The 23,670-nt window shown below is 74.5% G+C and carries 15 protein-coding genes; 10 read left to right on the top strand and 5 right to left on the bottom strand.

Annotated features, from left to right (window positions below):
- Nucleotide 1 precedes the first annotated feature (1 nt).
- From ACFWJ4_RS17935 to ACFWJ4_RS17920, 4 genes are all read left to right on the top strand, one after another.
- Nucleotides 2–1,105 (top strand): bifunctional oligoribonuclease/PAP phosphatase NrnA, encoded by a 1,104-nt coding sequence (locus tag ACFWJ4_RS17935; RefSeq protein ID WP_380544973.1) that lies wholly within the window; start codon nucleotides 2–4, stop codon nucleotides 1,103–1,105.
- A 35-nt stretch (nucleotides 1,106–1,140) separates the two neighbouring features.
- On the top strand, nucleotides 1,141–2,070 hold the full coding sequence (gene truB, locus ACFWJ4_RS17930; RefSeq protein WP_380544970.1) for a tRNA pseudouridine(55) synthase TruB: 930 nt from the start codon (nucleotides 1,141–1,143) through the stop codon (nucleotides 2,068–2,070).
- Between the two features lie 192 nt (nucleotides 2,071–2,262).
- Entirely contained in the window at nucleotides 2,263–5,904 is a 3,642-nt protein-coding gene (locus ACFWJ4_RS17925) for a serine protease (protein ID WP_380544967.1), read from the top strand.
- A gap of 65 nt (nucleotides 5,905–5,969) precedes the next feature.
- Nucleotides 5,970–6,914, top strand: a complete 945-nt coding sequence (locus tag ACFWJ4_RS17920) for a bifunctional riboflavin kinase/FAD synthetase (protein ID WP_380544964.1) — start codon at nucleotides 5,970–5,972, stop codon at nucleotides 6,912–6,914.
- Between the two features lie 58 nt (nucleotides 6,915–6,972).
- Here ACFWJ4_RS17920 and ACFWJ4_RS17915 read toward each other — a convergent pair whose 3' ends face one another.
- The 3 genes from ACFWJ4_RS17915 to eccE all read right to left on the bottom strand — a co-directional run bounded on the left by ACFWJ4_RS17915 (nucleotide 6,973) and on the right by eccE (nucleotide 11,305).
- A complete protein-coding gene (locus ACFWJ4_RS17915) occupies nucleotides 6,973–9,186 on the bottom strand; it encodes a MinD/ParA family protein (RefSeq protein ID WP_380544961.1) in 2,214 nt (737 codons plus the stop codon).
- A gap of 131 nt (nucleotides 9,187–9,317) precedes the next feature.
- On the bottom strand, nucleotides 9,318–10,085 hold the full coding sequence (locus tag ACFWJ4_RS17910; RefSeq protein ID WP_359911636.1) for a hypothetical protein: 768 nt from the start codon (nucleotides 10,083–10,085) through the stop codon (nucleotides 9,318–9,320).
- Nucleotides 10,085–11,305, bottom strand: coding sequence for a type VII secretion protein EccE (gene eccE / locus ACFWJ4_RS17905; RefSeq protein WP_359911633.1), 1,221 nt, complete (start codon nucleotides 11,303–11,305; stop codon nucleotides 10,085–10,087). The genes ACFWJ4_RS17910 and eccE overlap by 1 nt, the downstream gene beginning before the upstream one ends.
- Nucleotides 11,306–11,692: 387 nt before the next feature.
- On the opposite strand from eccE, the gene ACFWJ4_RS17900 reads away from it, so the two are divergent.
- The 6 genes from ACFWJ4_RS17900 to ACFWJ4_RS17875 all read left to right on the top strand — a co-directional run bounded on the left by ACFWJ4_RS17900 (nucleotide 11,693) and on the right by ACFWJ4_RS17875 (nucleotide 17,717).
- The gene (locus ACFWJ4_RS17900; protein WP_380544958.1) at nucleotides 11,693–13,378 is read left to right on the top strand and encodes a type VII secretion protein EccB; all 1,686 of its coding nucleotides are present in this window, start codon (nucleotides 11,693–11,695) and stop codon (nucleotides 13,376–13,378) included.
- A 62-nt stretch (nucleotides 13,379–13,440) separates the two neighbouring features.
- Nucleotides 13,441–13,866 carry a WXG100 family type VII secretion target gene (locus ACFWJ4_RS17895; RefSeq protein ID WP_380544951.1) on the top strand — a complete coding sequence of 142 codons (426 nt, stop codon included), beginning with the start codon at nucleotides 13,441–13,443 and terminating at the stop codon, nucleotides 13,864–13,866.
- Nucleotides 13,867–13,986: 120 nt separating this feature from the next.
- Nucleotides 13,987–14,277 (top strand): WXG100 family type VII secretion target, encoded by a 291-nt coding sequence (locus ACFWJ4_RS17890; RefSeq protein ID WP_380544948.1) that lies wholly within the window; start codon nucleotides 13,987–13,989, stop codon nucleotides 14,275–14,277.
- 98 nt (nucleotides 14,278–14,375) lie between these two features.
- A complete protein-coding gene (gene mycP / locus ACFWJ4_RS17885) occupies nucleotides 14,376–15,647 on the top strand; it encodes a type VII secretion-associated serine protease mycosin (protein WP_380544945.1) in 1,272 nt (423 codons plus the stop codon).
- 156 nt (nucleotides 15,648–15,803) lie between these two features.
- Nucleotides 15,804–16,343: a SigE family RNA polymerase sigma factor gene (locus ACFWJ4_RS17880; protein ID WP_380544942.1), complete on the top strand. Its 540-nt coding sequence runs from the start codon at nucleotides 15,804–15,806 to the stop codon at nucleotides 16,341–16,343.
- A gap of 90 nt (nucleotides 16,344–16,433) precedes the next feature.
- Entirely contained in the window at nucleotides 16,434–17,717 is a 1,284-nt protein-coding gene (locus ACFWJ4_RS17875; RefSeq protein WP_380544939.1) for a hypothetical protein, read from the top strand.
- A 66-nt stretch (nucleotides 17,718–17,783) separates the two neighbouring features.
- Here ACFWJ4_RS17875 and ACFWJ4_RS17870 read toward each other — a convergent pair whose 3' ends face one another.
- Nucleotides 17,784–19,187 (bottom strand): APC family permease, encoded by a 1,404-nt coding sequence (locus ACFWJ4_RS17870; protein WP_380544936.1) that lies wholly within the window; start codon nucleotides 19,185–19,187, stop codon nucleotides 17,784–17,786.
- Nucleotides 19,188–19,652: 465 nt separating this feature from the next.
- On the bottom strand, nucleotides 19,653–23,597 hold the full coding sequence (gene eccCa, locus ACFWJ4_RS17865) for a type VII secretion protein EccCa (protein ID WP_380544933.1): 3,945 nt from the start codon (nucleotides 23,595–23,597) through the stop codon (nucleotides 19,653–19,655).
- Nucleotides 23,598–23,670 lie beyond the last annotated feature (73 nt).

Genomic DNA, 23,670 nt, shown 5'->3' with positions numbered 1-23,670 from the left:
CATGGCGGGTGAGCCGGCGCGGGCCGCCCCGCGAGCCGGATCGACCACGGGGGCGTCCTCCACCAGCACGGTGGAGGGTGCCCTCGCGGCGCTCCCGGGCCCGCGCACCGAGGAGAGCGGGTTCGAGCTGATCTGGCAGCAGGTGGTGGCGGAGATCGGGCGGGCCCGTTCGATCGACCTGATCTGCCACATCTGCCCGGACGGCGACGCGCTGGGCTCCTCGCTGGCGGCCGCGCTGGCGCTGCGCGCGCTCGGCAAGCAGGTGCGGGTCTCCTTCGGCGACGACCCGCAGATCGTGCCCGAGTCGCTGGTCTTCCTGCCCGGCCAGGAGCTGATCGTGCCGGCCGCCGCGGTGCCGGACGTGCCCGAGCTGGTGCTCTGCTTCGACGTGGCCGCGGAGAGCCGGCTCGGCCTGCTGCACGACAAGGCCTTCGCCGCGCCCGTCCTGGTGGTGTTCGACCACCACGCCTCCAACCCGGGCTTCGGCACCCACCAGCTGATCGACCCGACCGCTCCGGCCACCGCCGTGCTGGTCGACGAGCTGCTGCGCCGGCTCGGCGTCGAGCTGGACGAGGAACTGGCCACCTGCCTCTACACGGGTGTGGCCACCGACACCGGCTCGTTCAAGTACCGGGCCACCACGCCCGCCACCCACGAGCTGGCCGCCCGGCTGCTGGCCACCGGCATCCGGCACGACCTGATCTCCCGGCAGTTGTGGGACACCTCGTCCTTCGGCTACCTCAAGGTGCTCGCGGGCGCGCTCGACCGGGCCGTCTACGAGCCGGAGGCGGCCGACGGGCTGGGGCTGGTGTGGACCTGGGTGCCGTACCAGGACCTCGCGCTGTTCAGCGTCACGGTCGAGGAGATCGAGGGACTGATCGACATCCTGCGCCGCCCGGCCGAGGCCGAGGTGGCGCTGGTGCTCAAGCAGGACCCGGACGGCACGCTGCGCGGCTCCTCGCGCTCCCGGGGCGTGGTGGACGTCGCCGCGGCCTGCGCCGAACTGGGCGGCGGCGGGCACGTCCACGCGGCCGGATTCAGCGTCCGGGCGGACGTGGCCGCGGTGGTCGAGCGGTTCCGGGGCGCGCTGCGACCGGTACGTTGATCATCTCTGCTGATGTTGTTGAGAGAAAGAACCCGATGAAGCGCAAAGGCACCGGCCCGGACGGCCTGGTGATCGTCGACAAGCCCGAGGGCATCACCTCGCACGGGGTCGTCGCCAAGCTGCGGTGGCTGGCCGGGACCCGGAAGGTCGGCCACGCCGGCACCCTGGACCCGATGGCCACCGGCGTGCTGGTGATCGGCGTCGAGCGGGCCACCCGGCTGCTCGGCCACCTGATGCTCACCGCCAAGACCTACGAGGCGACCGTCCGGCTCGGCCAGACCACCGTCACCGACGACCGCGAGGGCGAGGTCACCTCCTCGGCCCCGGCCGACGCCGTCACCCGGGAGGCGATCGACGCCGGGATCGCGGCACTCACCGGCGAGATCATGCAGGTGCCGTCCAAGGTCAGCGCGATCAAGATCGACGGCAAGCGCTCCTACGCCCGGGTGCGCGAGGGCGAGGACTTCGAGCTCGCGGCCCGGCCGACCACGATCCACTCCTTCACCGTGCACGAGCAGCGCGCGGCGGTCGCCGAGGACGGCACGCCGGTGATCGACCTGGACGTCACCGTCGAGTGCTCCTCCGGCACCTACATCCGGGCGCTGGCCCGGGACCTGGGCGCCGGGCTCGGCGTCGGCGGCCACCTGACCGCGCTGCGGCGCACCAAGGTGGGGCCGTACGGGGTGGAGTCGGCGCGCACCCTGGAGCAGCTGGAGGCCGAGGTCACCGGCGAGGACGCCAAGGGGCTGGAGGTGCTGCCGATCGCGGAGGCCGCGGCGGCCGCCTTCCCGCGCTGGGACCTGGACGAGGCCTCGGCGCAGAAGCTGTCGCACGGCGCCCGGCTGAAGGCGCCCGGGATGGGCGTGGACGGGCCGATCGCGGTGTACGGGCCGGACGGGCGCTTCCTCGCGCTGGTCGAGGAGAAGGGCGGGCAGGCGAAGCCGGTCGCGGTCTTCGTCGGCTGACGGCCCCACCGCTGTTCGGAGCCCCCGTCGGGAGTCATCCCGACGGGGGCTCCGCCGTTCCCGCGGCACCTTCACCCGCACGAGGGAGCGCGCGGAGCGAACGCCCGTGGTGAGCGGCGCGGGCGCGGTCGGGGCGCCGCTCCGGCGGGCAGGCTCCCGACGGCGAGCGAGCGACGGCCGAAGGGGTACGGGATGCCGGGGTTTCCGGAGGGCGATCCGGGGCGGTACCTGCTGCGGATCCGCGACCTCGACGGGCGGCTGCACGGCTTGGGGTTCGTCGCCGACCCGCAGGGAAGCGTGCTGACGGCGCACGAGAGCGTGGCCGGCCTGGACCGGATCGTGCTGCACACCCCCGGCGGGCAGACCAGGGTGCTCGGCCCGGACGCCGTGCTGCCACTGCCCGGGTACGGCCTCGCCCTGCTGCGCACCGAGGCGGTCGGCGGGCTGCCGGTGCCGCCGCTGCCGCTGGCCCCCGCCGCGGCCGCGGGGGAGGTGCTGCTGCCCGCGCTGGCGGGGGAGGACGGCCGGGTGGTCGTGCTGCGCTGCGGACTGCTCGGGGTCACCGCGGCGGCGTACCGCGGGCACCGGCTGGGCGGGGTGCTGCTGCTGGACGTGCCGGTGGTCGGCGGGGTCGCGGTACCGGCCGGCTCGCCGGTGCTGGACGCCCGCAGCGGGGCGGTGGTCGCCCTGGCCGCGCCCGCCCTGGGCGGGCCCCGGCACGGCGGGGCGCTGCCGGCCGTGGCGGTGGGGGCGGGCCCGTCGGACGGGACGGGCGGCGCCGAGGCGCTGGCCGGGCTGCTGGCGGGCAACGCGGCCGCGGTGCCCGGCTACGGCCCGGCGCTCAACCTGGCCGGGGTGCTGCGGCTGACCGCCGCCCAGGTGACGGCGGCCGGTGCCGGGCCGGGCCGGGTGGCCCACCTGGCCGCCGACCGGGTGGACCGGCCGGACGGCCTGGCCGGGGACGCTCCGGCCGCGACCGTCACCGTGCTGGTCGGCGCCCCCGGCAGCGGGCGCACCACCGAACTGGCCGCCCTGGCCGCCCGCCGCCACGGCGGCGCCCACCCGCTGCCCACCCTCTGGCTGCGCGGCGCCGACCTGCACGCCGACGACCGGTCGCTCGCCGAGCCGGTGGAGCGGGCGCTGGCCGCCGCGGCGGCCGGACTCGGCACCCCGGCGCCCGCGCCCGAGCCGGTGGCCGCGCTGTGCGCGGCGGCCGGCCGGCCGCTGCTGGTGGTCCTGGACGGCCCCGAGGAGGCCCCGCTGCCGGTGGACGCGCGCTGGCTGCGCGGCGCCGGCCAGTGGCTGACCGGCTGCGGGGCCCGGCTGGTGACGGCCTGCGGGGAGGAGCTGTGGGAACTGCTCGCGGCCGAGACCTGGGGCAGCGGCACCCCGGGCCCCCGCCGGACGGAGGAGCCGCACCCGCACGGGGACCTCGGCAGCGCCCCCACCGTGCGGATGGACGGCCGCGGCCACGGCGGGCCGAGCCTGGCCGGACAGCGGCTCGGCCCGCTGCCCCCCGAGGCGGCCGAGCGGGTGCGCCGCCGGTACGGGCTCCCCCCCGGGCACCCGGCCGCCGCCGAGGACGCCCGGCACCCGCTGGCCGTCCGGCTGGCCGGGGAGCTGTGGGCCCAGGGGCTGCACGACGGTCCGGTGCGCCGGGGCGACCTGTTCGGTGCCTTCCTGGACCTGCGCTGCCTGCGGGTGGCCCAGCGGCTGGCCGAGGAGGCTCGGCCGCGCCGCCCGGGCGCCCACCGCCGGGGCGCGGTGCGGCCCGGCACGCCGCGGCACCGGCGGGTGCGCCGGCTCGCGGCGGCGGTGGCCGGGCGGGTGCACGAGGCGGCCCGGCGGATGCTCGGCGGCCGGTCGGACGGCGGGCTGGACCACGCCGTTTTCGAGGAGCTGTTCCCGGTCGAGGGCGGCTGGGCCACGGCGGTGCTCGCCGAGGGCCTGTTCGTCCCGGCCGGGCCCGGATTCCGCTTCGCGCACGGGGAGTTCGCGGACTGGCTGCAGGGCCGGCACCTGGACCTGGACGCGGCGCTGCGGCTGCTGCTCGGCGAGGCCGAGGACACCCCGCCCTGGCCGGCCGACGAGCCGGAGGAGCCCGGCGGCCACCGCGCGGGGGAGCCGGCCGCCGGGGCGAGCGCCGTCCCCCGGCACCGGATCGGCCCGGTCGTCGCCGCGCTGCGCCGGGTGGCCGAGACCTGGGGCGCCGGCGCCCTCGACCCGTGGCTGCACCGGATCTGGCGCGCCCTGGACCTCCGCCCGCCGGGCAGTGAACCCGCCTGGTGGGCGGCCGGGTTGCTTGCCGCCGGTCTGACCGTCGGCCCGGACCCGGCCGAACACCGGGCACTGCTCGACCAGTTGGCGTCCCGGATCGCCGAACGGGCGGGCCCGGCGGGCACGGCGGCGCTCCGGGCGGCCGGGCTCGGCCGCTTCGGCCCGGCCTTCTGGACCGGCCTCGGCCTGCCCGTCGAGGCCGAACTCGACCTGCTGCGCCGCCTGATGCCCGCCGACGGTCCCGGGCAGCGCTACCTCGCCGCGGTGGCCGAGCGGCTGCGCGCCGACCCGGTCGCGGTGTTCCCGCTGCTCTGTGACTGGTTCGAGGACGCGCGCGGCCTGCCGGGGCGCCCCGGCCGCACCGTCGCCGACGTCGCCCACGACCTGCTGCGCGCCCACCGCCGGCTCGCCCTGGACGAGCTGGCCGACGCGCTGGCCGCGGCCGCGCACCCGAGGGCGGACGCGCTGCTGACCGTGCTCGCCGCCGAGGAGCCGTCCGCGCTCTGCCGCGCGGTGGACCGCTGGAGCCACGACCGGCGGCCCGAACGGCACGTCGCGGCCGCCGTGCACGCGCTGCGGACCGCCCCGTACGCCTCCGGTGCCGGGGCGGAGCTGCTGCGGTACACCGCGCTGACCCTGCTCGCCCGGGAGGACGAGCCCGGCCTGCACGGGGCCGCGCTGGCCCTGCTGGTCGGTGACCCGGCGACCCGCTCCGCGTACCTGCCGGCGGCCCTCGCCCGGCTCCGGGCCGGTGGCGACGCGTTCCTCACCCCGCGGGCGCTCGCCCCGGCCCTGGAGAGCGACCCGGAGCCCGTCCTGGCCGCGTTCGCCGCCCGGTCGGCCGGCCCCGGCGCGGCCCTCGCCGAGACGCTGAGGGTGCTCGCCGACGCCACCGCCCCGGCGGCCGTGCGGCGGGGCGCCGAGCTGGCCGCCGGGCTGCTGCGGGCGGACCCGGCGCCGGCCGGGCCGGTAGCCGTCGACTACCTCGGCCGCCGGCTGGGGCGCGCCGGCGCCGTCGGCCCGGCCGACCGGCTGGAGCTGCGGGTGCTGCTCGGCGTCGCGCTGGCCGCCCGCGGGGCGGAGGTCCGGCGGCCGTTCGCCGAGGTGCTGTCCGTCCCGGTGGCCGACCCGGCGGCGGACGCGCTGCGCTGCGAGCTGCTGGACACCCTGCTCGCCACCGAGGCCGACCCGGTGGTGCTGACCACGGCCGTGGAAGGGCTAGCCGAGCACTGCGCGGCCGAGAATCCCGCCCGGGCCCGGGCGGTGCTGGCCCGGGCCACCCCGGGGCTGCCGGGCGCGGACGAGCTGCTGGTGCGCTGCGCCGGGCGGTCGGCGGCCTTCGCCCGGCTGCTCGCCCGCTGGCCGTCCGGCGCCGCGCCGACCGCCCCGGACGGCCCCCGACTGGCCCGGATGCGGGCCCTGACGGCGGCCGGACGGGACCCTCAGTACGCCGCCGCCGAGGCCGAGCGGGCCGTGTCCGGGCGGGCGGCGGGGCCCTCGGCGGGCTCAACCCGTATTCCGGTGCCTGAGCCGGGGCAGGCGCATGGCACGCTATAGGGGTTCGGGTTTTGAGCGTTTGAGCGTACAGAGGGTACGCGCCGTACGGAACAAGGAGCGGTCAGGTGCAGCGCTGGCGTGGCCTGGAGGAGATCCCCGGGGACTGGGGACGCAGCGTCGTCACCATCGGCTCGTTCGACGGGGTGCACCGCGGGCATCAGCTGATCATCGGGCGGGCGGTCGAGCGGGCCCGCGAACTCGGTCTCCCGGCGGTCGTGGTGACCTTCGACCCGCACCCGCGCGAGGTCATCCGGCCGGGCAGCCACCCGCCGCTGCTCGCGCCGCACCCGCGCCGCGCCGAGCTGATCGCGGAGCTGGGCGTGGACGCGGTGCTGGTGCTGCCGTTCACCACGGAGTTCTCCCAGGAGTCCCCGGAGACCTTCGTCCGGCAGGTGCTGGTGGACGCGCTGCGCGCGCGGGTCGTCATCGAGGGCCCCAACTTCCGCTTCGGCCACCGGGCCGCCGGGAACGTCGCGCTGCTCGGCGAGCTGGGCCGGGCGGACGACTTCGAGGTCGAGGTGGTCGACCTCCAGGTGTGCGGTACGGCCGGGGCCGGCGAGCCGTTCTCCTCCAGCCTGACCCGCCGGCTGGTCGAGACCGGGGACATGGCCGGCGCGGGCGAGGTGCTGGGCCGCCCGCACCGGGTCGAGGGCGTGGTGGTGCGCGGCGCGCAGCGCGGCCGCGAGCTGGGCTACCCGACGGCCAACGTCGAGACCGTGCCGCACAGCGCGATCCCGGCCGACGGCGTGTACGCGGGCTGGCTGACCGCGGACGGCGAGCGGATGCCGGCGGCGATCTCGGTCGGCACCAACCCGACCTTCGACGGCACCGCCCGCACCGTGGAGGCCTACGCCATCGACCGGGTCGGCCTGGACCTGTACGGGATGCACGTGGCCGTGGACTTCCTGGCCTACCTGCGGGGGATGGAGAAGTTCGACTCCATCGACGCGCTGCTGGACCGGATGGCCGACGACGTCAAGCGGGCCCGTGAGCTGACCGACGGCCTCTGAGCGCCGCAACGCCGGAAGGGGCCCACCGACACCAGGTCGGTGGGCCCCTTCCGCGGTTTCACTGCTGGGGCGCCTGCGGCGGGTAGCCGTAGCCCGGTCCCGGCTGCTGCCCCCAGGGCGCCCCGGGAGCGGGCTGCTGCGGGTAGCCGTACCCGGGCGGGGGCGGCGGGGCCTGGCCGGGCTGCGGGGCCCACGGCGCCCCCGGGGCGGGCTGGCCGGCCTGCTGCGGGTACGGCTGGGGCTGCTGCTGCGGGTCGGCGTACGGCTGCGGGCCGCTCGACTGCTGGTAGGCCGGCTGGGCCTGCGCCTGGGCCTGCTGCTGCCAGCCGGCCTGCTGGGCGGCGGCCTGCTGGGCCCGGACGATGTCCTCGCCGACCAGGGTGGCCAGATCGAAGTAGGCCTCGCGGACCTTGGGCCGCATCATGTCGAGGTTGACCTCGGCACCGGCCGCCAGGCTCTCGTCGAACGGCACCACGACCACGCCGCGGCAGCGGGTCTGGAAGTGCGCGACGATGTCCTCGACCTTGATCATCTTGCTGGTCTCGCGCACCCCGGAGACCACCGTGATGCTGCGCTGCACCAGGTCCGCGTAACCGTGCGCGGAGAGCCAGTCCAGGGTGGTCGAGGCGCTGGAGGCGCCGTCCACGCTGGGAGTGGAGACGATGATCAGCTGGTCGGCCAGGTCCAGCACGCCGCGCATCGCGCTGTACAGCAGACCGGTGCCGGAGTCGGTCAGGATGATCGGGTACTGGCGGCCCAGCACGTCGATCACCTGGCGGTAGTCCGAGTCGTTGAAGGTGGTCGAGACCGCCGGGTCGACGTCGTTCGCCAGGATCTCCAGGCCCGAGTTCAGGTCCTGCGAGGTGAACTGACGGATGTCCATGTAGCTGCGCAGGTGCGGGATGGCCGTCACCAGGTCGCGGATGGTCGCGCCGGTCTGGCGCTTGACCCGGCGGCCCAGGGTGCCCGCGTCCGGGTTGGCGTCGATCGCGATCACCTTGTCCTGGCGCTCGCTGGCCAGGGTCGCGCCGAGCGCGGTGGTGGTCGTGGTCTTGCCGACACCGCCCTTGAGGCTGATCACGGCGATCCGGTAGCAGCTCAGCACCGGGGTGCGGATGATCTCCAGCCGGCGGGCCTTCTCGGCCGCCGCGGCCTTGCCGCCGAACTGGAAGCGCGGCTGCTGGCGCTGCTGCTTGGGCTGGCTGCGCAGCAGCCGGTCCGAGGACAGCTCGACGGCGGCGGTGTAGCCGAGCGGCGCGCCGTGCGCCGTCTGCTGCGGGGCGGCGGCCTGCTGGAACGCGCTGGGCTGCGGGGCCTGCGGTTGCTGCTGCCACGGCTGCGGCTGGGGCTGGCCGGGCACGGGCTGGCCGGGCTGGCCCTGCGGACCGGGCTGCGGCTGGGCCGGCTGCTGGTACGCGGCGGGCTGCGGCCAGCCGCCCTGGCGCGGGTCCACCGGGCCGGGCTGCGGCACCGGACCGGGCTGCGGCGGGACGGCGGCCTGCTGGGCTTGCTGGGCCTGCTGGGCCTGCTGGGCCGCCCACGCGGCCTGCGGGTCCCAGGCCGCCGCCGGGCCCTGGGGGTCCTGGGGGTGCTGCGGCGGGGCCGGCTGGACCGGCGGCTGCGCGAAGTTCTGCGGCTGGCCCGGCTGGCCCGGCTGGCCCGGCTGGACGGGCTGTCCCGGCACCGCGGTCGCGGCGGCCGGCACCGGGTACGGCTGCGGGACGGGCTGCTGCGCCGCGGCCTCCGGCAGCGCCCACGCCGGGGCACCGGGCTGCGGCTGCTCGGGGACCGACGGAGTCGGGGAGGGCGCCGGGAAGGGGACGTGCTGCGCCTCGGCCTGCACCGGCGGGGCGGGCGCCGCGGGCACGGGAGCGGGTGCCGGCGAGGGTGCCGGAGCCCGGACCGCGGCCGGCACGGCCTCGGCCGCCGGGGGCGCGGCCTGGCCGGGCGCCGGAGCCTCGGCCTGCTGCTGCGCCGGAGCGGGCAGGGGGGCCTGGGCCTGCTGGGCCTGCGCCGGAGCAGCGGCGGGCGTCGGGGCACCGGGTGCCGCGGGCGCGGCGGCAGCGCCCGGAGCCGTCGGAGCGCCCGCCGCCGGTGCGTTCGGAGTCGGTGCGTTCGGAGCCGGAGTGCCCGCCGCCGGTGCGTTCGCGGCCGCCGCGGGCTCGGTCTGGACGTACCAGGACGGGGGAGTGTAGTCAGGCGCGTCCGACCAGTCGTCGTCGTCCTCCGCCGCGTTGTCGCCGACGTAGACGCCGTCCCGATCGCTGCTCACTCTGGCTCCCTCGTGTTCGCCGCCGCTTTCTCAGCGGTGCCGTTGCCACATCAAAGACTAGGCCGTACGGCAACCCCCGTTGAAGGCGGCTTCGCATCCCCGCCGGCCCGCCCGGTGCGGCGGGCCGGCGCTCAGTCCATCCGGCGCGGCCCGCCGAGCACCTGCTGTTCGGCCTGCCCGGCCACGGCCCGTACGTACTGGCGGCGCATCCTGGTGGCCCACAGGGTCAGGTCGTCGCCGAGGGTGGGCAGGGCGGCCACGTCCTCCGGCGGCAGCGACAGGATCCGGCCGGTCAGTTCCGCCTCCTGCGGCGAGATCCGCTGCACGCCGACCAGGTCGGCCGCGTTCAGCACCCGGGAGGCGTTCGGGCCCAGGTAGGGCAGCAGGGTCAGGGTGGTCTGCCAGGGGGCGGCGGAGAGCCGGCTGCGCGGCGGGCGGGCGCCGAGGTCGCGCACCACCAGCACCGGCGAGGCCACCGAGGCGCCCTGCGGGCCGAGCCGGCCGACCTGGTGGACCGTCACGCACGGCTGGCCGCCGCCGGCCGCCTGGGCCATCGGACCCCACAGCTGTCCGCGGGCGGTCTCCACCGCGACGCGGGCGCCGATCGCGGCCGCCCGCAGCGCGATGACCTGCGCCGTCCACATGCCGCCGACCAGCACCAGGTCGTACGAGGTCGGGCGGAACAGGCCGAGCACCGCGGGCAGCCCCTGCGGGTCGACGCCGATCACCACGCCGTCGTCGCCGACCGGGAAGGCCAGCGACGCGAGGTCGGCCGGCTCCAGCACGTGCTTCTCCCGGCGCGGGCCGCGCAGCCCGAAGCCGGGCAGGATCCGCGGCCGGGTCCGGCGCTGCTCGGCGCCGGGCTGCGGGCCGGCGGTGGGGTAGGTCTGGTAGGCCATCAGGAAGCCCCTCCGAGCGGCAGGGTGGCGAGCATGCCGGGGGCCTGCTCCAGGTCGAGCCGGACCAGGCCGAGCCCGGTGCTCTGGGCGCGGCTCTCCACCTGGCGGCCGATCTGGCCGACCTCGCTCTCGTTGCGGCCGGTCACCCGCACGTGCCCGCTGACCGTCACCGAGCCGCCGGTGCCGTGTCCGGCGGTCAGGCTGAAGGTGCTGGCGAGGGCCGGGGAGCCGGTGATCAGGTTGACCAGGTCCGGCGCGGCGACCCGGCCGGGGGCGCCGCCGGGGCGGCTCAGCTGCGGCCAGCGGGAGATCCAGTACGTGGTGTGCCAGCGGTCGTCGATCCGCCAGAACCGGTTGCCCTCCTGGGTGCGGCGGGTGGTGCCGCCGCCGCTGCCGGTGCCCTGACGGCCCGCCACCGCGATCGGGTTGGCGCAGGTGGCGATGGCCAGTGCGGCGATCAGCTCGCGCTCGTCGAGCACGGTCGCGTTGAAGCCGGCGCTGTTGAGCCGGCCGGCCAGCTGGTCGGTGACCCGCTGCAGCGCCTTGCGGGCGCCCTCCTCGCCGCCGCCGCGGGCCCGGACGGCGGTCGCCGCGCGTTCCGGGTCGAGCTTGAGCGCGATCCAGGTCAGCCGCAGCCCGGGGGTGGCGGTGCCGTCCGGCAGTTCGCGGTAGGCGCGGGCGGCCAGCGACTGCTCGGGCAGGTGCTGGGCCGGGGCGGGCTGGGTGTGCTGGACGAGCTGCACCGACTCCAGGGTGATGTCGTCCACCGTGAGCGCCGAGCAGATCACGTCCAGCGGCAGCGGCAGGGCGGTGCGCACCGGGCGCAGCGGCTGGTCCTTGGCCTGGACGAGCAGCACCGAGCTGAGGAAGGTCCCGTCGCCGACCATGCCGGTCTCCCGGCGGACCGGGCGGCCGCCGAACTCGGCCTCGGTGGCGTGGGTGCAGGTGCGCAGCCCCGGTTCGAGCTCCAGCGCCGGCGCCAGCGCCGGGTCGGTGCCGGCCGGCGGCAGCAGCGTCCTGGCCTGCTTGCGGCGGGACTTGAGGGCGGCGCGGACCCGCAGCAGTTCCGGGACGGTGCGGCCGCGCACCGGGACGAGCGCGAGCACGAGCAGTACCAGCGCGACCGCGCCGAAGCCGGCCGCGACCGGGCGGCTGATCGTCCAGCCGACCGCGACCAGGGCCGCCGCGACCTCGACCAGGACGAGCTGTTGGAGCTTCAACCGCCCTGCGAGCAGCCCCGGTCGGGGGTTGACCCGGACCTGGACGGCCCCGCCGCCCCGGCTGCCGGTCGGCTGCGGTCCGGCGGTCCCGGTCCCCGGTCCCGTCTCGTTCGCCGGTGCGCTGTGCTGCGCCCGGCCGGACCGGCGCGGCCTCCCGCCGCCCGCACTGCGGCGGCGTCCTGGAGCGGTCTGGCTTGGCATCCCCCGGTGGCCCTCTCTGATCCGTTGTCGCGGCCCGGCTGGCTGTGTCGCGGACCGTACCCGTACCGTACTCACCGTCTGCTGCCGCATCGTAGAGGGTTCGCGCCGGTTCGTGCCCGGCGGGTGACCACGGGGCCGGTCGGTCTGACAACGCCCGACAACGTCTGACAAGGGGGACGACGAGGTATGGCATCGCGCCGGGACGAGCTGAACGCGTACACCTTCGCCCGCAAGCGCACGGTGGGCGCCTTCCTGCTGCCCGCCGGCGGCGGCAGTGACGAGGACGCGCCGCGTCCGGTGAAGGCGGTGCTGCCGAGTGTGCTGGCCGGGGCGGTGTTCGTGGCCGGGTTCGGGCTCTGGGGGGTCTTCAAGCCGAGCGCGCCGGTGAAGTGGGACGACGGCAAGAACATCATCCAGGGCAAGCAGTCGACGACCCGGTACGTGGTGCTCATCGACCAGGACCAGAAGACCAAGCGGCTGCACCAGGTGCTCAACATGTCCTCGGCGCGGCTGGTGCTGCCCGCGGGCGCCAAGGTCGTGGTGGTGGACGACGGGGTGCTCGACCGGTACCCGAACCACGGGCCGACGATCGGCATCCCGTACGCGCCGGACAAGCTGCCGACCACGGACAACGCGAGCAAGCCGATGAAGTGGGCGGTGTGCGACCGTCCGGGCTCGGACGACAAGCAGGAGACCGTCAACCAGGCGGTGTTCGTGGCGGCCGGCGTGGACGCGACGGCGCTGGCGGCCAAGGACCGGATGCTCGGCCCGGACCAGCTGCTGCTGGTGCAGCAGGCCGACGAGCAGCAGGTCTCGGCCGCGCCGGTGCCGGGTCAGCCGGCCGCCGCGGGTGCGGCGGTGTACCTGGTGGACGCGCAGGGCCGCAGGCACCTGATCGGCTCCCCGCAGTCGGACGACAGGGAGCGCAAGGCGCTGATCACCGCGGTGTTCGGGCCCAACGCGGTGCCGCAGCGGGTCAAGCGGGACTGGCTGGAGACCCTGGTGGACGCCACCCCGGTCACCTTCCCGCAGGTCGACGGGGTCGCCGACAGCCAGGGCGCCAACTCCAAGGTGGAGCTGAGCAACCAGGCCGACCGCCGGGTCGGCCGGCTGGTGCACTACCAGGACCGCCACTACGTGGTCGGCAAGGAGCAGCTGTACCTGGTCACGCCGTTCCAGGCGGACCTGATCCGGCAGAACCCGGCGTTCCAGATGCTCTACAAGTACGACCAGGACAAGAAGCCGCGCAGCGACGAGATGACCCCGGCCGACAACGCCCAGTGGGGCGTCGACGCACCGCTGAAGGGCACCGTGGCGGACTGGCCGTTGAAGACCGGCGCGCCGGTGAACAACCAACAGGACCGCCAGGACGCCCGGATGGTCGTGTGCAGCACCTACGACGGCGTCGCCGAGGACGGCGCCACGGCCAAGCGCAGTGTCTGGGCCGGGACTTCGTACCCCGCGCCGTACAACAACGGAGCCGGGGCGGCGTACGTGACCCCCGGTCACGGTCTGTTCTACCGCTCGCTGGACCACTCGGCCGCCGGCTCCGGAACCGACTTCCTGATCACCGAGACGGGGTTGCGCTACTCCGTCCCGTCCAACGGCGACGGCGGTCCGCGCCCCGGCGCCTCGCCCCAGCCCGGCCAGAGCGGCACCCCGAAGCCGCCGACCCCGTCGGCCGGTGCCACGCCGACCCCCGGGGCCACCGCCCAGGGTTCCGGCCAGCAGCCGGAGGAACCCGGCGGCAACCAGGCCCGGTTGGGCTACCAGGGGGTCCGGCCGCTGCCGGTGCCGAAGGAGTGGTCGAACCTGGTGCCGGCCGGCCCGCCGTTGACGGCGGCGGGCGCCGTTCAGCCGCAGAACGCCTGACGGGCCAAGCGCGGCAACCGAATTGGCCTCAGTGTCATGGTCTGGTAACTACTCGGTGATCGATGTTGGGCGAGCTGCGTGTGCCGACTACAGTGCTGCTGGACATCACACCGGTGATGGCGGCGGTCGGCCCGCAGGGCCCTCCGTACACGCAAATGTTGTCTCATGGGGGACGGTGGAGCATGGCTCAGGGTCAGTTCACGATGACCGCGCAGGAGATGCTGGCATTCGCCAAGCAGATCGAAGAGGCCATCGGCAAGATCGAGGCTGAGAAGAACAAGCTGATCAGCACGGTCTCCGGCATCACCGGCGGTTGGCAGGGCACGGCCGCGACGGCCTACACGAGCCTGCAGAACCGGGTCAACGAGGACATCGCGGCGCTCAAGGAATCGCTGAACGCGATCAAGCACGCGATCGAGCTGACCACCAAGCACTACGCGAGCACCGAAGAGGAGCAGAAGGCGATGTTCTCCTCGGCCCAGGGCTGATCACCGCACTCGCGCTGATCGACGCACCCGCGCCGACCGCCGTTCTGCCCCGCTCCACCGCTCTGCGGAGCGTCCGCCACTGACCGCGCGGCGCTCCGCACCCTCGTCAAGGGAGACAACGTGTCCGACCACATTCTCGTCAACTTCCAGACCGTTCACCAGGCGGCCGAGGAGGTCAAGGCCTCGGCGAGCCGCATCGACCACCTGCTGAACGACCTCAAGGGCAACGTCACCCGCATCGCCACCAGCTGGCAGGGTGCCGCCCAGCAGGGCTACCAGGCCCACCAGGCCAAGTGGGACGCCAAGGCCAACGACCTCCAGCAGGCCTGCGCGCAGATCGCGACCTCGCTGGAGAACGCCGCGCAGAGCTACCGGACGACCGAGGACGCCAACGCCAAGCTCTGGGGCTGACGTTCGGGTTCCTTGAGGAACGGCAGGGGGCGGGTACCCGGATTCCGGGCACCCGCCCCCGACGCGCGGCACGGGTGAACGACATGAGGGGTGGCAGGGTGTCCCGACACGGGTACCGGAAGGCGGCCGCGGCGATCGCCGCGCTCACGGTGCTGGGTGGCCCGCTCGCCGCCCCGGCGTACGCCGAGGGCGGGCCCGCGCTGGCCGCGGCCGGCGACTGCCCCAAGAACGCGCCCGATGTGCCGACTGTGCCGTGGTCGCTCCAGCGACTGCTGCTCAACGAGCTGTGGCAGGGCGGGAAGACCACCGGCGCGGGCGTGAAGGTCGCGGTCATCGACACCGGGGTCGACCTGGGAAACCCGCAGTTGGCGGGTCAGGTCCCGGCCGACTCCTCCGGTCAGAAGTCGGTCGACAAGCTCCAGGCGGGCTCCAACCTGCTGGTCAACCGGGAGACCAAGGAGCCGGTCAAGGGCGCGTCCGTCGAGGACCCGGTCGGTCACGGCACCAAGGTGGCCGGCATCATCGCCGCCCGGGTCAGGCCGCAGACCGGCTTCGTCGGACTTGCTCCCGACGCCCAGATCCTCTCGATCCGGCAGAACGACAGCGACGGAAACGGCGACGTCTCCACCCTGGTCCAGGCGATCAGGGAAGCGGTCGACAAGGGCGCCGGGGTCATCAACATCTCCCAGGACGTGCGCGGTGCGGGCGACGCCCGCTTCGGCGGGTACCAGGACCTGAAGGCCGCCGTCGAGTACGCGGAGTCGCGCAACGTCGTGGTGGTCGCCTCCACCGGGAACGACGGCAAGGAGGGCGACACCTACCCGGGCGCCTTCCCGACCGTGCTGGCCGTCGGCGCCTCCGACCGCAACAACGAGCGCGCGCCGTTCTCCCAGTACGGCAGCTTCGTGAAGGTCGCCGCGCCCGGTGTCGACATGCTGTCCACCGTGCCGGGGAGCGGCCAGTGCGTGGACAACGGCACCAGCTTCGCCGCCCCGTACGTCTCCGGCCTCGCCGCGCTGCTGAGGAGCGCCCACCCGAACTGGAAGGCGGCCCAGGTGCGGGCCTGGATCGAGCAGACCGCGCAGCGGACCCAGCGCGAGCCGGACAAGTTCATCGGCTGGGGTGTGGTGGACCCGGTCAAGGCCGTCACCAAGGCTCCTGAGGACGCGCCCTACGCGCCCGTCCCGGACGCCCCGGTGCAGCTCGCCGCCGCGCCGATCGTGCCGCGTCCGGTGGGCCTCGGCGAGACCCAGGCCGACCGCGACGGCCGTACCGCGACGTACGTCGTGGGCGTCGGCGCGCTGCTGGTGGCCCTGCTGATCGGCGGCGGCGTGGTGCTGCGCGACCACCGGCGCAAGTCCGCCGACTGAGGCCCGGCCGGCGCCCGGCCGACTCCCCACCGATGCCCGCCCGGCGCCCGGCGCGGGCCCGGCTCACCGAAAATCCGCCGGGACCCCTGTAACACCGCCGCCCGCCCGCCGCATCGATGAAGTGTCAGGGAGGGCGGACCGCGGGGGGCAGGGCGCATGGGGTGGATCGGGGCGGGCCGGGAGGCCAAGGACGCGGAGTTCCTGGAACTCGTCTCCGGCCGCACCGGCCACCTGTACCGCTCGGCCTGCCTGCTCACCAGCGGCGACACCCACTACGCCGAGGACCTCGTGCAGGAGGCCCTCAGCCGGATGTACGTGCTGTGGCGGCGCAGCGCCTTCACCGGCCGGGGCCGGATCGACAACCCGGCGGCCTACACCCACACCGTCATGGTGCGCATCTTCCTCGCCCAGCAGCGCCGCCGTTCCAGCGGCGAGCGTCCCAGTGACGTCCTGCCGGAGCCGGCGGGACGCGACACCGACAGCACCCTGCGGCTGACCCTCCTCGACGCGCTCGGCCGGATGCCGCCCAAGGACCGCGCGGTTCTGGTGCTGCGCTACTGGGAGGACCGCAGCGTCGAGGAGACCGCCGAGGCGATGCGGGTCTCCTCCGGCGCCGTCCGCACTCGCACCACCAGGGCCCTGAACCGGCTGCGCGCCCTGCTGGGCGACTCGCTGACCGAGCTCGCCGCCCGCTGAGGCCGGCGGGCGCCCGGCCGTGCGGCGCTTCCCGCCGTCCGTGACACGGCACTTCCCGCAACCCGCGACGCAAGGAGACGGTGAACACCCATGTCCGAACCGGACAAGTTCGAGGACGATCTTCTCTACGCCCTCACCCGTACGGGCGAAGGCTTCCGTACCGAACAGGCAGACCTGGTCGCGGGCGGCTACCGGCGCGGCCGCCGCCGCTGGCGCCGCCGCTCGACCGCCGCCGTGGTGGGCGGTGCGGCCGCCCTGGCCCTGGTGGGCACCGGCGCGGTGTTCCTGGGCGCCCCGGCCGGCAAGGACGCGGGCACGGTGAGCGCGGCCTCCGCCCCGGCGGGCGCCACCCCCGACGCCACCACGTCCGACGCCACCACGCCCGACGCCACCGGCAGCGCCGCCGCCGCGGCCACCCCGACCTCGGTGAAGTCCTCCGCTCCGACGGTGGTCTCCGGCGACGAGGTGGTGGCCACCTTCCGGGCACTGCTGCCCAAGGGCCAGGTGTCCGACGCGAAGGGGCACGGAACCGACGAGAACAGGGGGAGTTACGCGGACGCCAACCTGGTCTTCGACGATGGCCAGGGGCGGTCGCTGATGGGCCTCAGCATCCAGAAGCACCGCCCCAAGGACGTCCAGCCGCAGACCTGCCCGACGAACCTCAAGATCGCCTCGATGGACTCCTGCACCGTCACCGTCCTGCCGGACGGATCGAAGCTCATGCTCACCCAGGGCTACGAGTATCCGGACCACCGGGCCACCACCAAGGAGTGGCGCGCCTCGGTGGCCCGTCCGGACGGCGGGCTGATCGGCTTCAGCGAGTGGAACTCCCCCCAGGAGAAGGACGCGCCGGACAGCCGGCCCAACCCGCCGCTCACGCTGGACCAGCTGAAGGCCGTCGTCACGGACAAGTCCTGGGACCGGGTCGTCGCGGCCCTCAAGTTCGACGGCGTCGACACCGAGGCGATCGACCCGGGCCTGTCGCTGCAGGACCGCGAGACCGTCCTGACCGGGCTGTTGCCCTCCGGGGTGACCGTGACCGACCGCAGGAGCCGGGAGCTGCGGGCGGACTTCGAGCTGGCCGGGGGCGGGCGGACCGGGACCCTGACGCTGACGGTCGAGAACTGGGCGAAGGCCCCCGACGACCGGCCGGGACCGGAGTCGTACCAGGACGCGGAGACTCTGCCGGACGGGACGAAGCTCCTCGTGCGCGGCGCGGTGGCCAGCGCCCCGAAGGGAGTGCTGGTCGTGGACGCGATGCGGCCGGACGGCATGGAGGTCCTGGTCACGCTGGCGTCGAAGGGCGATCCGCTGATGACCGCGGCGGAGCTGCGGGCGATCGCCACCAGCCCGCAGTGGAAGCCCCGGAAGTAGCGGGAGACGGCGGTGCCCCGGGCTGGGGGAGGCCCGGGGCACCGCCGTGTGGGGGAGGGGTGGGGGTCAGTCCTGCTGGTCCTCGGGGAGGCTGATCACCCAGCGGGTGTCCTGCCGGGGGCGCAGGTAGAACAGCCAGTAGAGGGTGGCGGCGGCGGTGATGCCGCCGGTCCACAGCAGGGGCTCGGTGTCCAGCTTGGTCATGACGTAGACCAGGACGGCGATCAGCACGACCGGGACGGCCGGCCACAGCGGCATCCGCCAGGCGGCGGCGTGCTTGTGGTGGGCGCGGCGGGAGAGCAGCGCGGCGATCGCGACCAGCAGGTACATCCCGGTGACGGCGACGCCGGTGATGTTGCTCAGCAGTTCGCCCTTGACGAAGCAGAGCGCGGCGCCGGGCAGGCCGACCGCCAGGGTGGCGATCCACGGCGAGCCGAAGCGGCCGAGGGTGCCGAAGGCCTTGTTGACCGGCTCCGGCCAGGCCTTGTCACGGGCGGAGGCGAACAGCACCCGGGAGTTCTGGATGACCATGACGATGCCGGCGTTGATGATGGCCAGCGCGACGCAGAGGCTGATGAAGGTGCCGACCGCGGAGTTGCTCCAGGCGGTGACCATGCCGGAGATGTCGCCGGCGGACAGGGTCTGGAGGTCGGGGGCGCCCATGGTGATGGCGACGACCGGGACCAGGATGATGGCCGAGGAGATGCCGAGCGTCCACAGCACGGTGCGCGAGACGTTGCGGCGGGGGTTCTCCAGCTCCTCCGACAGGTAGACCGCGGTGGAGAAGCCCTGGGTGATGAACAGGGCGATGCCGAGCGCGCCGACGATGGCGCCCACGCTGACCGTGGTGGTGGCGCCGTTGTCCCCGGTGACCACGCCGTGCAGCAGGCTGGGGGCCCCGCTGTTGGTGTGGGCGAAGCCGAGCACCGAGACCACGCCGGCCGCGATGACCTCCAGGACCAGGAAGATGCCGGTGATCCAGGCGTTGGCGCGCAGGTCGAGCAGGCCGGCCAGGGTGGCGGCCAGCATCACGGCGGCGCCGGTCATGGCCTTGTCCAGGTGCAGGACGGGGGCGAGGTAGTCGGCGGTGCCGAGGGCGATGACCGACGGGACGATCATCACCACGATCAGCGAGAGCACGAAGACCAGCCAGCCCATCAGCCGTCCGGCGAGGGTGCCGACCATCGCGTACTCGCCGCCGGCGCTGGGGATCAGGGTGCCGAGCTCGGAGTAGCAGAACGCGACCGCGACGCAGAGTACGGTGCCGATCGCGATGGCCAGCGCGGTGGCGCTGCCGATGCTGGAGAACAGTTCCGGCACGATCACGAAGAGCGTCGAGGCGGGCGTGACGCAGGACAGCGTGAGCAGGGTGCCGCCCACCACGCCGATCGAGCGCTTGAGCTGCTGGGGCGCGGCCGCCTCGGCCGCCGGGGCGGCTACGTTCTGTGGCGGACGAAGCGTGTCGGTCATGTGGCTTCCGATCGGCTCTGCGGTGCTGGAGTGGGAGCGGTATCGCCTCCGCTGGCTGGTTGCTCGGTGTCCGGTTCCAGTCGCTCCCTGGCCGCCATGGAACCTTGGGCGTATTGATTGCGTCAACGCCGGAACTGCTTCGGAATCCGTTGCGGTGGGCGGCACGGACATGCGATCCGATGATCACTTTCGGTCATTGCGAGCTTTGTCCGACTTGTTACCTCGGCCACATTGCAATTGAATCGAAGGTGAACAAAGGGGGAGCAGCGTGATTCAAAGGCCATGCTCCGGATGGACGGCGACACGCCAGGTGCCCCCGAAGCGCCCGGCAACTCTCCGGCCGGGTGCGGGAACCGCAGCCCTCGCCCGGAAAGTGGCAGGTAACGTTTCGGAACCTGGGACGCCGAAGGGGCCGGACCCCACGGGTCCGACCCCTTCGCTCACCGTCCGTGACGGCCGGCGCGGCTACGCCACCGGCAGCCAGCCCGTCTGGACCATCTGCCCGCTGGTCACCCGGCGTGACACGTAGACGCCCCGGCCCGGCGGCAGCGCCTGCGGCTTGACCGTCCCCAGCAGCGCGCCCTCGTCCCGGTTGCCGGAGAGGATCACGCCCTGGCCGCCGAGCTCGCGCATCCGCTGCAGCACCGGCTCGTACAGCGAGCGGCCGGCGCCGCCCGCACTGCGGGCCACGATCACCCGCAGGCCGATGTCGCGGGCGAACGGCAGGAACTCGGCCAGCGGGGCCAGCGGGTTGCCCGAGCTCGTCGACACCAGCTCGTAGTCGTCGACGATCACGAACATGTCCTTGCCGCTGTACCAGCTGCGGTTGCGCAGCTGCTCGGCGGTCACGTCCGGGCCCGGCAGGCGGCGCGAGCAGGCGCCGCGCAGCATGTCGACGATGGCCGCCATGGCCGGCTGCGCGGCCGCGTACTCCACCAGGTACTCCGGCGGCACGGTGCCGAGCAGCGCGCGCCGGTAGTCGCCGACCACGATGCCCGCCTGGTCCGGGGTGTAGCGCTCGGTGATCTGCTTGATCAGCATCCGTAGCACCGCCGACTTACCGGACTCGGTGTCGCCGAAGACGATGAACAGCGGGTCGGTCTCGAAGTTGACGAAGACCGGCGCCAGCTCCGCCTCGTCCACGCCGAAGGCGACGCCGCGCTCCGGGTGCTCGAAGCCCTTCGGCAGCGAGTGGCCGTCCAGCACGGCCGGCAGCATCCGCACCTGCGGGGCGCGCGGGCCGGTCCAGGCCCCGTCGACGGCGCTGACCAGCCCGGCCACCCCGGTCTGCAGGTCGTCCACCGAGGAGGAGCCGTCCAGGCGCGGCAGGCCGGACAGGAAGTGCAGCCGTTCCGGGGTGATGCCGCGCCCGGCCAGCGGCGGGACGTTCTGCGCCACGCGGCGGTCGACCTCGGACTCCATCGCGTCACCGAGCTTCAGCTCGGTGCGGTTCTGCAGCAGGTCCTTCAGTGCCGGGCGCACCTCGGCGTACCGGGCCGCGGTGATGACCAGGTGCACGCCGTAGCCGAGGCCGCGCTGGGCGATGTCGCCGATCACCGGCTCCAGGCCCTCGAACTCCTGCTTGAAGGTGTTCCAGCCGTCGATCACCAGGAAGACGTCGCCGAAGGCCTCGTCCGGCAGCTGGCCGGCCGCTCTGCGGGCCCGGTAGGTGCCGATGGTGTCGATCCCGGCGGCCCGGAACAGCTCCTCGCGCCGGTTGAGCACCCCGTGCACCTCGGAGACCATCCGGCGCACCTTGTCCACGTCCAGGCGCCCGGCCACCCCGCCGACGTGCGGCAGCCCGGCGAGCGACTGGAAGCTGCCCGCGCCGAAGTCGAGCAGGTAGAACTGCACCTCCAGCGGGGTGTGGGTGAGGCCGAACGAGGCCACCGTGGTGCGCACCACGGTGGACTTGCCGGAGCGCGGGCCGCCCACGATCAGGCCGTGGCCGGCCGCCCCCGCGTAGTCGACCTCCAGGATGTCCGTCTTCTGCTCGCGCGGCTTGTCGACGATGCCGATCGGCACCCGCAGCCGGCCCGCCGGGTAACCGGGCGCGGTCAGTCCGCGCTCCGGCACGACCTGCAGCGGCGGCAGCAGGTGGTCCGTGCTCGGCGCCTCTTCCAGCGGCGGCAGCCACACCTGGTGCGCGGCCGGGCCCTGGCCGGCCATCCGCTGGACGAACACGTCCAGCACGGTGTCCACCAGGGCGTCGTCCTGCTCCGGGGCCTGCGGCGCGACCTCCTCCTCCACCGGGTCCGGCAGGTCCACGAAGGCCGCGGTGAACTCCACCGGGCGCGCGTTGACCCGCCGCCCGCCGGTCGACCGCTGCTGCCCCGGCGCCCGGTACGGCCCCGAGACGTAGGCGGCCTTGAACCGGTCCATCACGTCCTCGCCGAACTTGAGGTAGCCGACGCCCGGCACCGGCGGCAGGTGGTAGGCGTCCGGTACGCCGATCGCCGCCCGGGACTCCGCGGCCGAGAAGGTGCGCAGACCGATCCGGTACGACAGGTAGGTGTCCAGGCCGCGCAGCTTGCCCTCCTCCAGGCGCTGCGAGGCCAGCAGCAGGTGCACGCCCAGCGAGCGGCCGATCCGGCCGATCTGGATGAACATCTCGATGAAGTCGGGCTTGGCGGTGAGGAGTTCGGAGAACTCGTCGATGATCAGAACGAGCGAGGGCAGCGGGTCCAGTGCCGCGCCGGCCGCCCGGGCCCGCTCGTACTCGTGGATGTTGGCGTAGTTGCCCGCCGAGCGCAGCAGCTCCTGGCGGCGGTGCAGCTCGCCCTCGATCGCGTCGCGCATGCGGTCGACCAGGGTGAGCTCGCCCTCCAGGTTGGTGATCACCGCGGAGGTGTGCGGCATGTCCGCCATGCCGGAGAAGGTCGCACCGCCCTTGAAGTCGGCGAGGACGAAGTTCAGGATCTCCGAGGAGTGGGTCATCGCCAGTGCCAGCACCAGCGTGCGCAGCAGCTCAGACTTGCCGGAACCGGTCGCGCCCACGCACAGGCCGTGCGGGCCCATGCCCTCCAGCGCGGCCTCCTTGATGTCCAGGTAGACGTGCTCGCCGTTGGCGCCGACGCCGATCGGCACCCGCATCCGCTCGTGCTGGGCGCGCGGGCGCCAGCTGCGGGCCACGTCGAAGGAGCCCGGGTCGCCCGAGCCCATCATGTCGGTGAAGTCGAGGTTGGACAGCAGCGGCTCGTCGTCCCCGCCGGCCGAGATCCGGTACGGCGCCAACTGGCGGGCCAGCGCCTCGGACTGCCACACCGACAGCAGGTCGGGCTTGCCGGTGTACGTCGCGCCGGAGGCCGAGCGCAGCACCAGCTCCTCGGCGCCGACCGTCACCATCAGGTGCCCGCTGGGCTCGTCGACCTCGCCCGGCACCACCTCGATGACCGTCACGCCCTGCACGCCCTCCGGGCTCGCCAGCAGCGATTCGTGCGGCACCCCGGCGCCGTCCATGACGACCACCAGGTGCGGCTGGTCGGACGGCGGCGCCACCTCCCGCACGAAGCGCTGGCGGCCGGCCAGTTCGTCCTGGAGCAGGTACTCCAGGTCGCCCAGGTCGCTCGCGAACAGCCGGCGCGAGCCCGCGCCGTCGGCCTCCTTGCGGTGCTGGTTGTGCGGGAGCCACTTGGTCCACTCCCACTCGTCGGCCGCACCGGGCGCGGCCGCGACCGCGACCATCAGGTCGTCCGGCGAGTGCAGGGTGGTCAGCTGGGCGATCATCGCGCGCACGTTCCCGTACACCGAGTCCGGGTCCCCGCACACCGTGATGTGGTAGAACGCCCGCAGCGAGACCGCCAGGGGCAGGTCCTGGAGGGTGCCGTGGGCCTTCAGGAAGGAGTGCATCGCGGCCGCCGACAGCGGCTCCAGCTCGTCCATCGGCGCGGTCTGCGGCGCCACCAGCGGCGTGGACAGCTGCACCGGCCCGAGGCCCACCCGGATCTGCGCGAAGTCGCCGTCCCCGGTCCGCCGTTCCCACAGCCGCCGGCCGTCCTCGACGATCGACCAGAGCTGGTCCGGCGCAGGGTTCAGGAACAGCAGCGCGCCGCGCTGGCGCTCCGCCGTGCGGCGCACCTGGCGGCGGGTCTGCTGGAGGTACTTCAGGTAGTCGCGCCGCTCGTCCGCCATCGCGGTCGAACCGCCCTTGCGGGCCCGGACGATCTGCGCCAGCACCATGCCGAGCGTCGAGGCGATCATCAGACCGCCCATGATCTTCATCGGCGCCGCGGCCCCCGGCGAGAAGAAGAACACCGCCGATCCACCCATGCCCATCATCGGCAGGATGCTCATCAGCCAGTCCTCGCCGCCCTGCCGGGGCAGTTCGGGCGGGCTGACCAGCTCCACCGGTTCGTCCGGCACGGTGGGCGGGTACGCCCTGGCCGGTCGCTTGACCGTGATCACACCCATGTGTCATCCACCCCGCGGCGTCGATCGATCACTTCGGTATCAGCCCTCACGCGATTGCGTACGGTCCGTACGG

The organism is Kitasatospora sp. NPDC127067 (genome assembly GCF_042724755.1).
Lineage (GTDB): Bacteria > Actinomycetota > Actinomycetes > Streptomycetales > Streptomycetaceae > Kitasatospora > Kitasatospora lactacystinica.
The sequence above is the reverse complement of the archived record's forward strand: the minus strand, read 5'-3'. Positions and strand labels throughout refer to the sequence as shown.

Bases quoted from the DNA above. Each gene is read 5' to 3' on its own strand.
- ACFWJ4_RS17880 (WP_380544942.1), top strand. From the start codon at position 15,804: ATGGGGTGGATCGGGGCGGGCCGGGAGGCCAAGGACGCGGAGTTCCTG.
- ACFWJ4_RS17895 (WP_380544951.1), top strand. From the start codon at position 13,441: ATGTTGGGCGAGCTGCGTGTGCCGACTACAGTGCTGCTGGACATCACA.
- ACFWJ4_RS17935 (WP_380544973.1), top strand. From the start codon at position 2: ATGGCGGGTGAGCCGGCGCGGGCCGCCCCGCGAGCCGGATCGACCACG.
- truB (WP_380544970.1), top strand. From the start codon at position 1,141: ATGAAGCGCAAAGGCACCGGCCCGGACGGCCTGGTGATCGTCGACAAG.
- ACFWJ4_RS17925 (WP_380544967.1), top strand. From the start codon at position 2,263: ATGCCGGGGTTTCCGGAGGGCGATCCGGGGCGGTACCTGCTGCGGATC.
- ACFWJ4_RS17910 (WP_359911636.1), bottom strand. From the start codon at position 10,085: ATGGCCTACCAGACCTACCCCACCGCCGGCCCGCAGCCCGGCGCCGAG.
- ACFWJ4_RS17900 (WP_380544958.1), top strand. From the start codon at position 11,693: ATGGCATCGCGCCGGGACGAGCTGAACGCGTACACCTTCGCCCGCAAG.
- eccCa (WP_380544933.1), bottom strand. From the start codon at position 23,597: ATGGGTGTGATCACGGTCAAGCGACCGGCCAGGGCGTACCCGCCCACC.
- ACFWJ4_RS17870 (WP_380544936.1), bottom strand. From the start codon at position 19,187: ATGACCGACACGCTTCGTCCGCCACAGAACGTAGCCGCCCCGGCGGCC.
- ACFWJ4_RS17875 (WP_380544939.1), top strand. From the start codon at position 16,434: ATGTCCGAACCGGACAAGTTCGAGGACGATCTTCTCTACGCCCTCACC.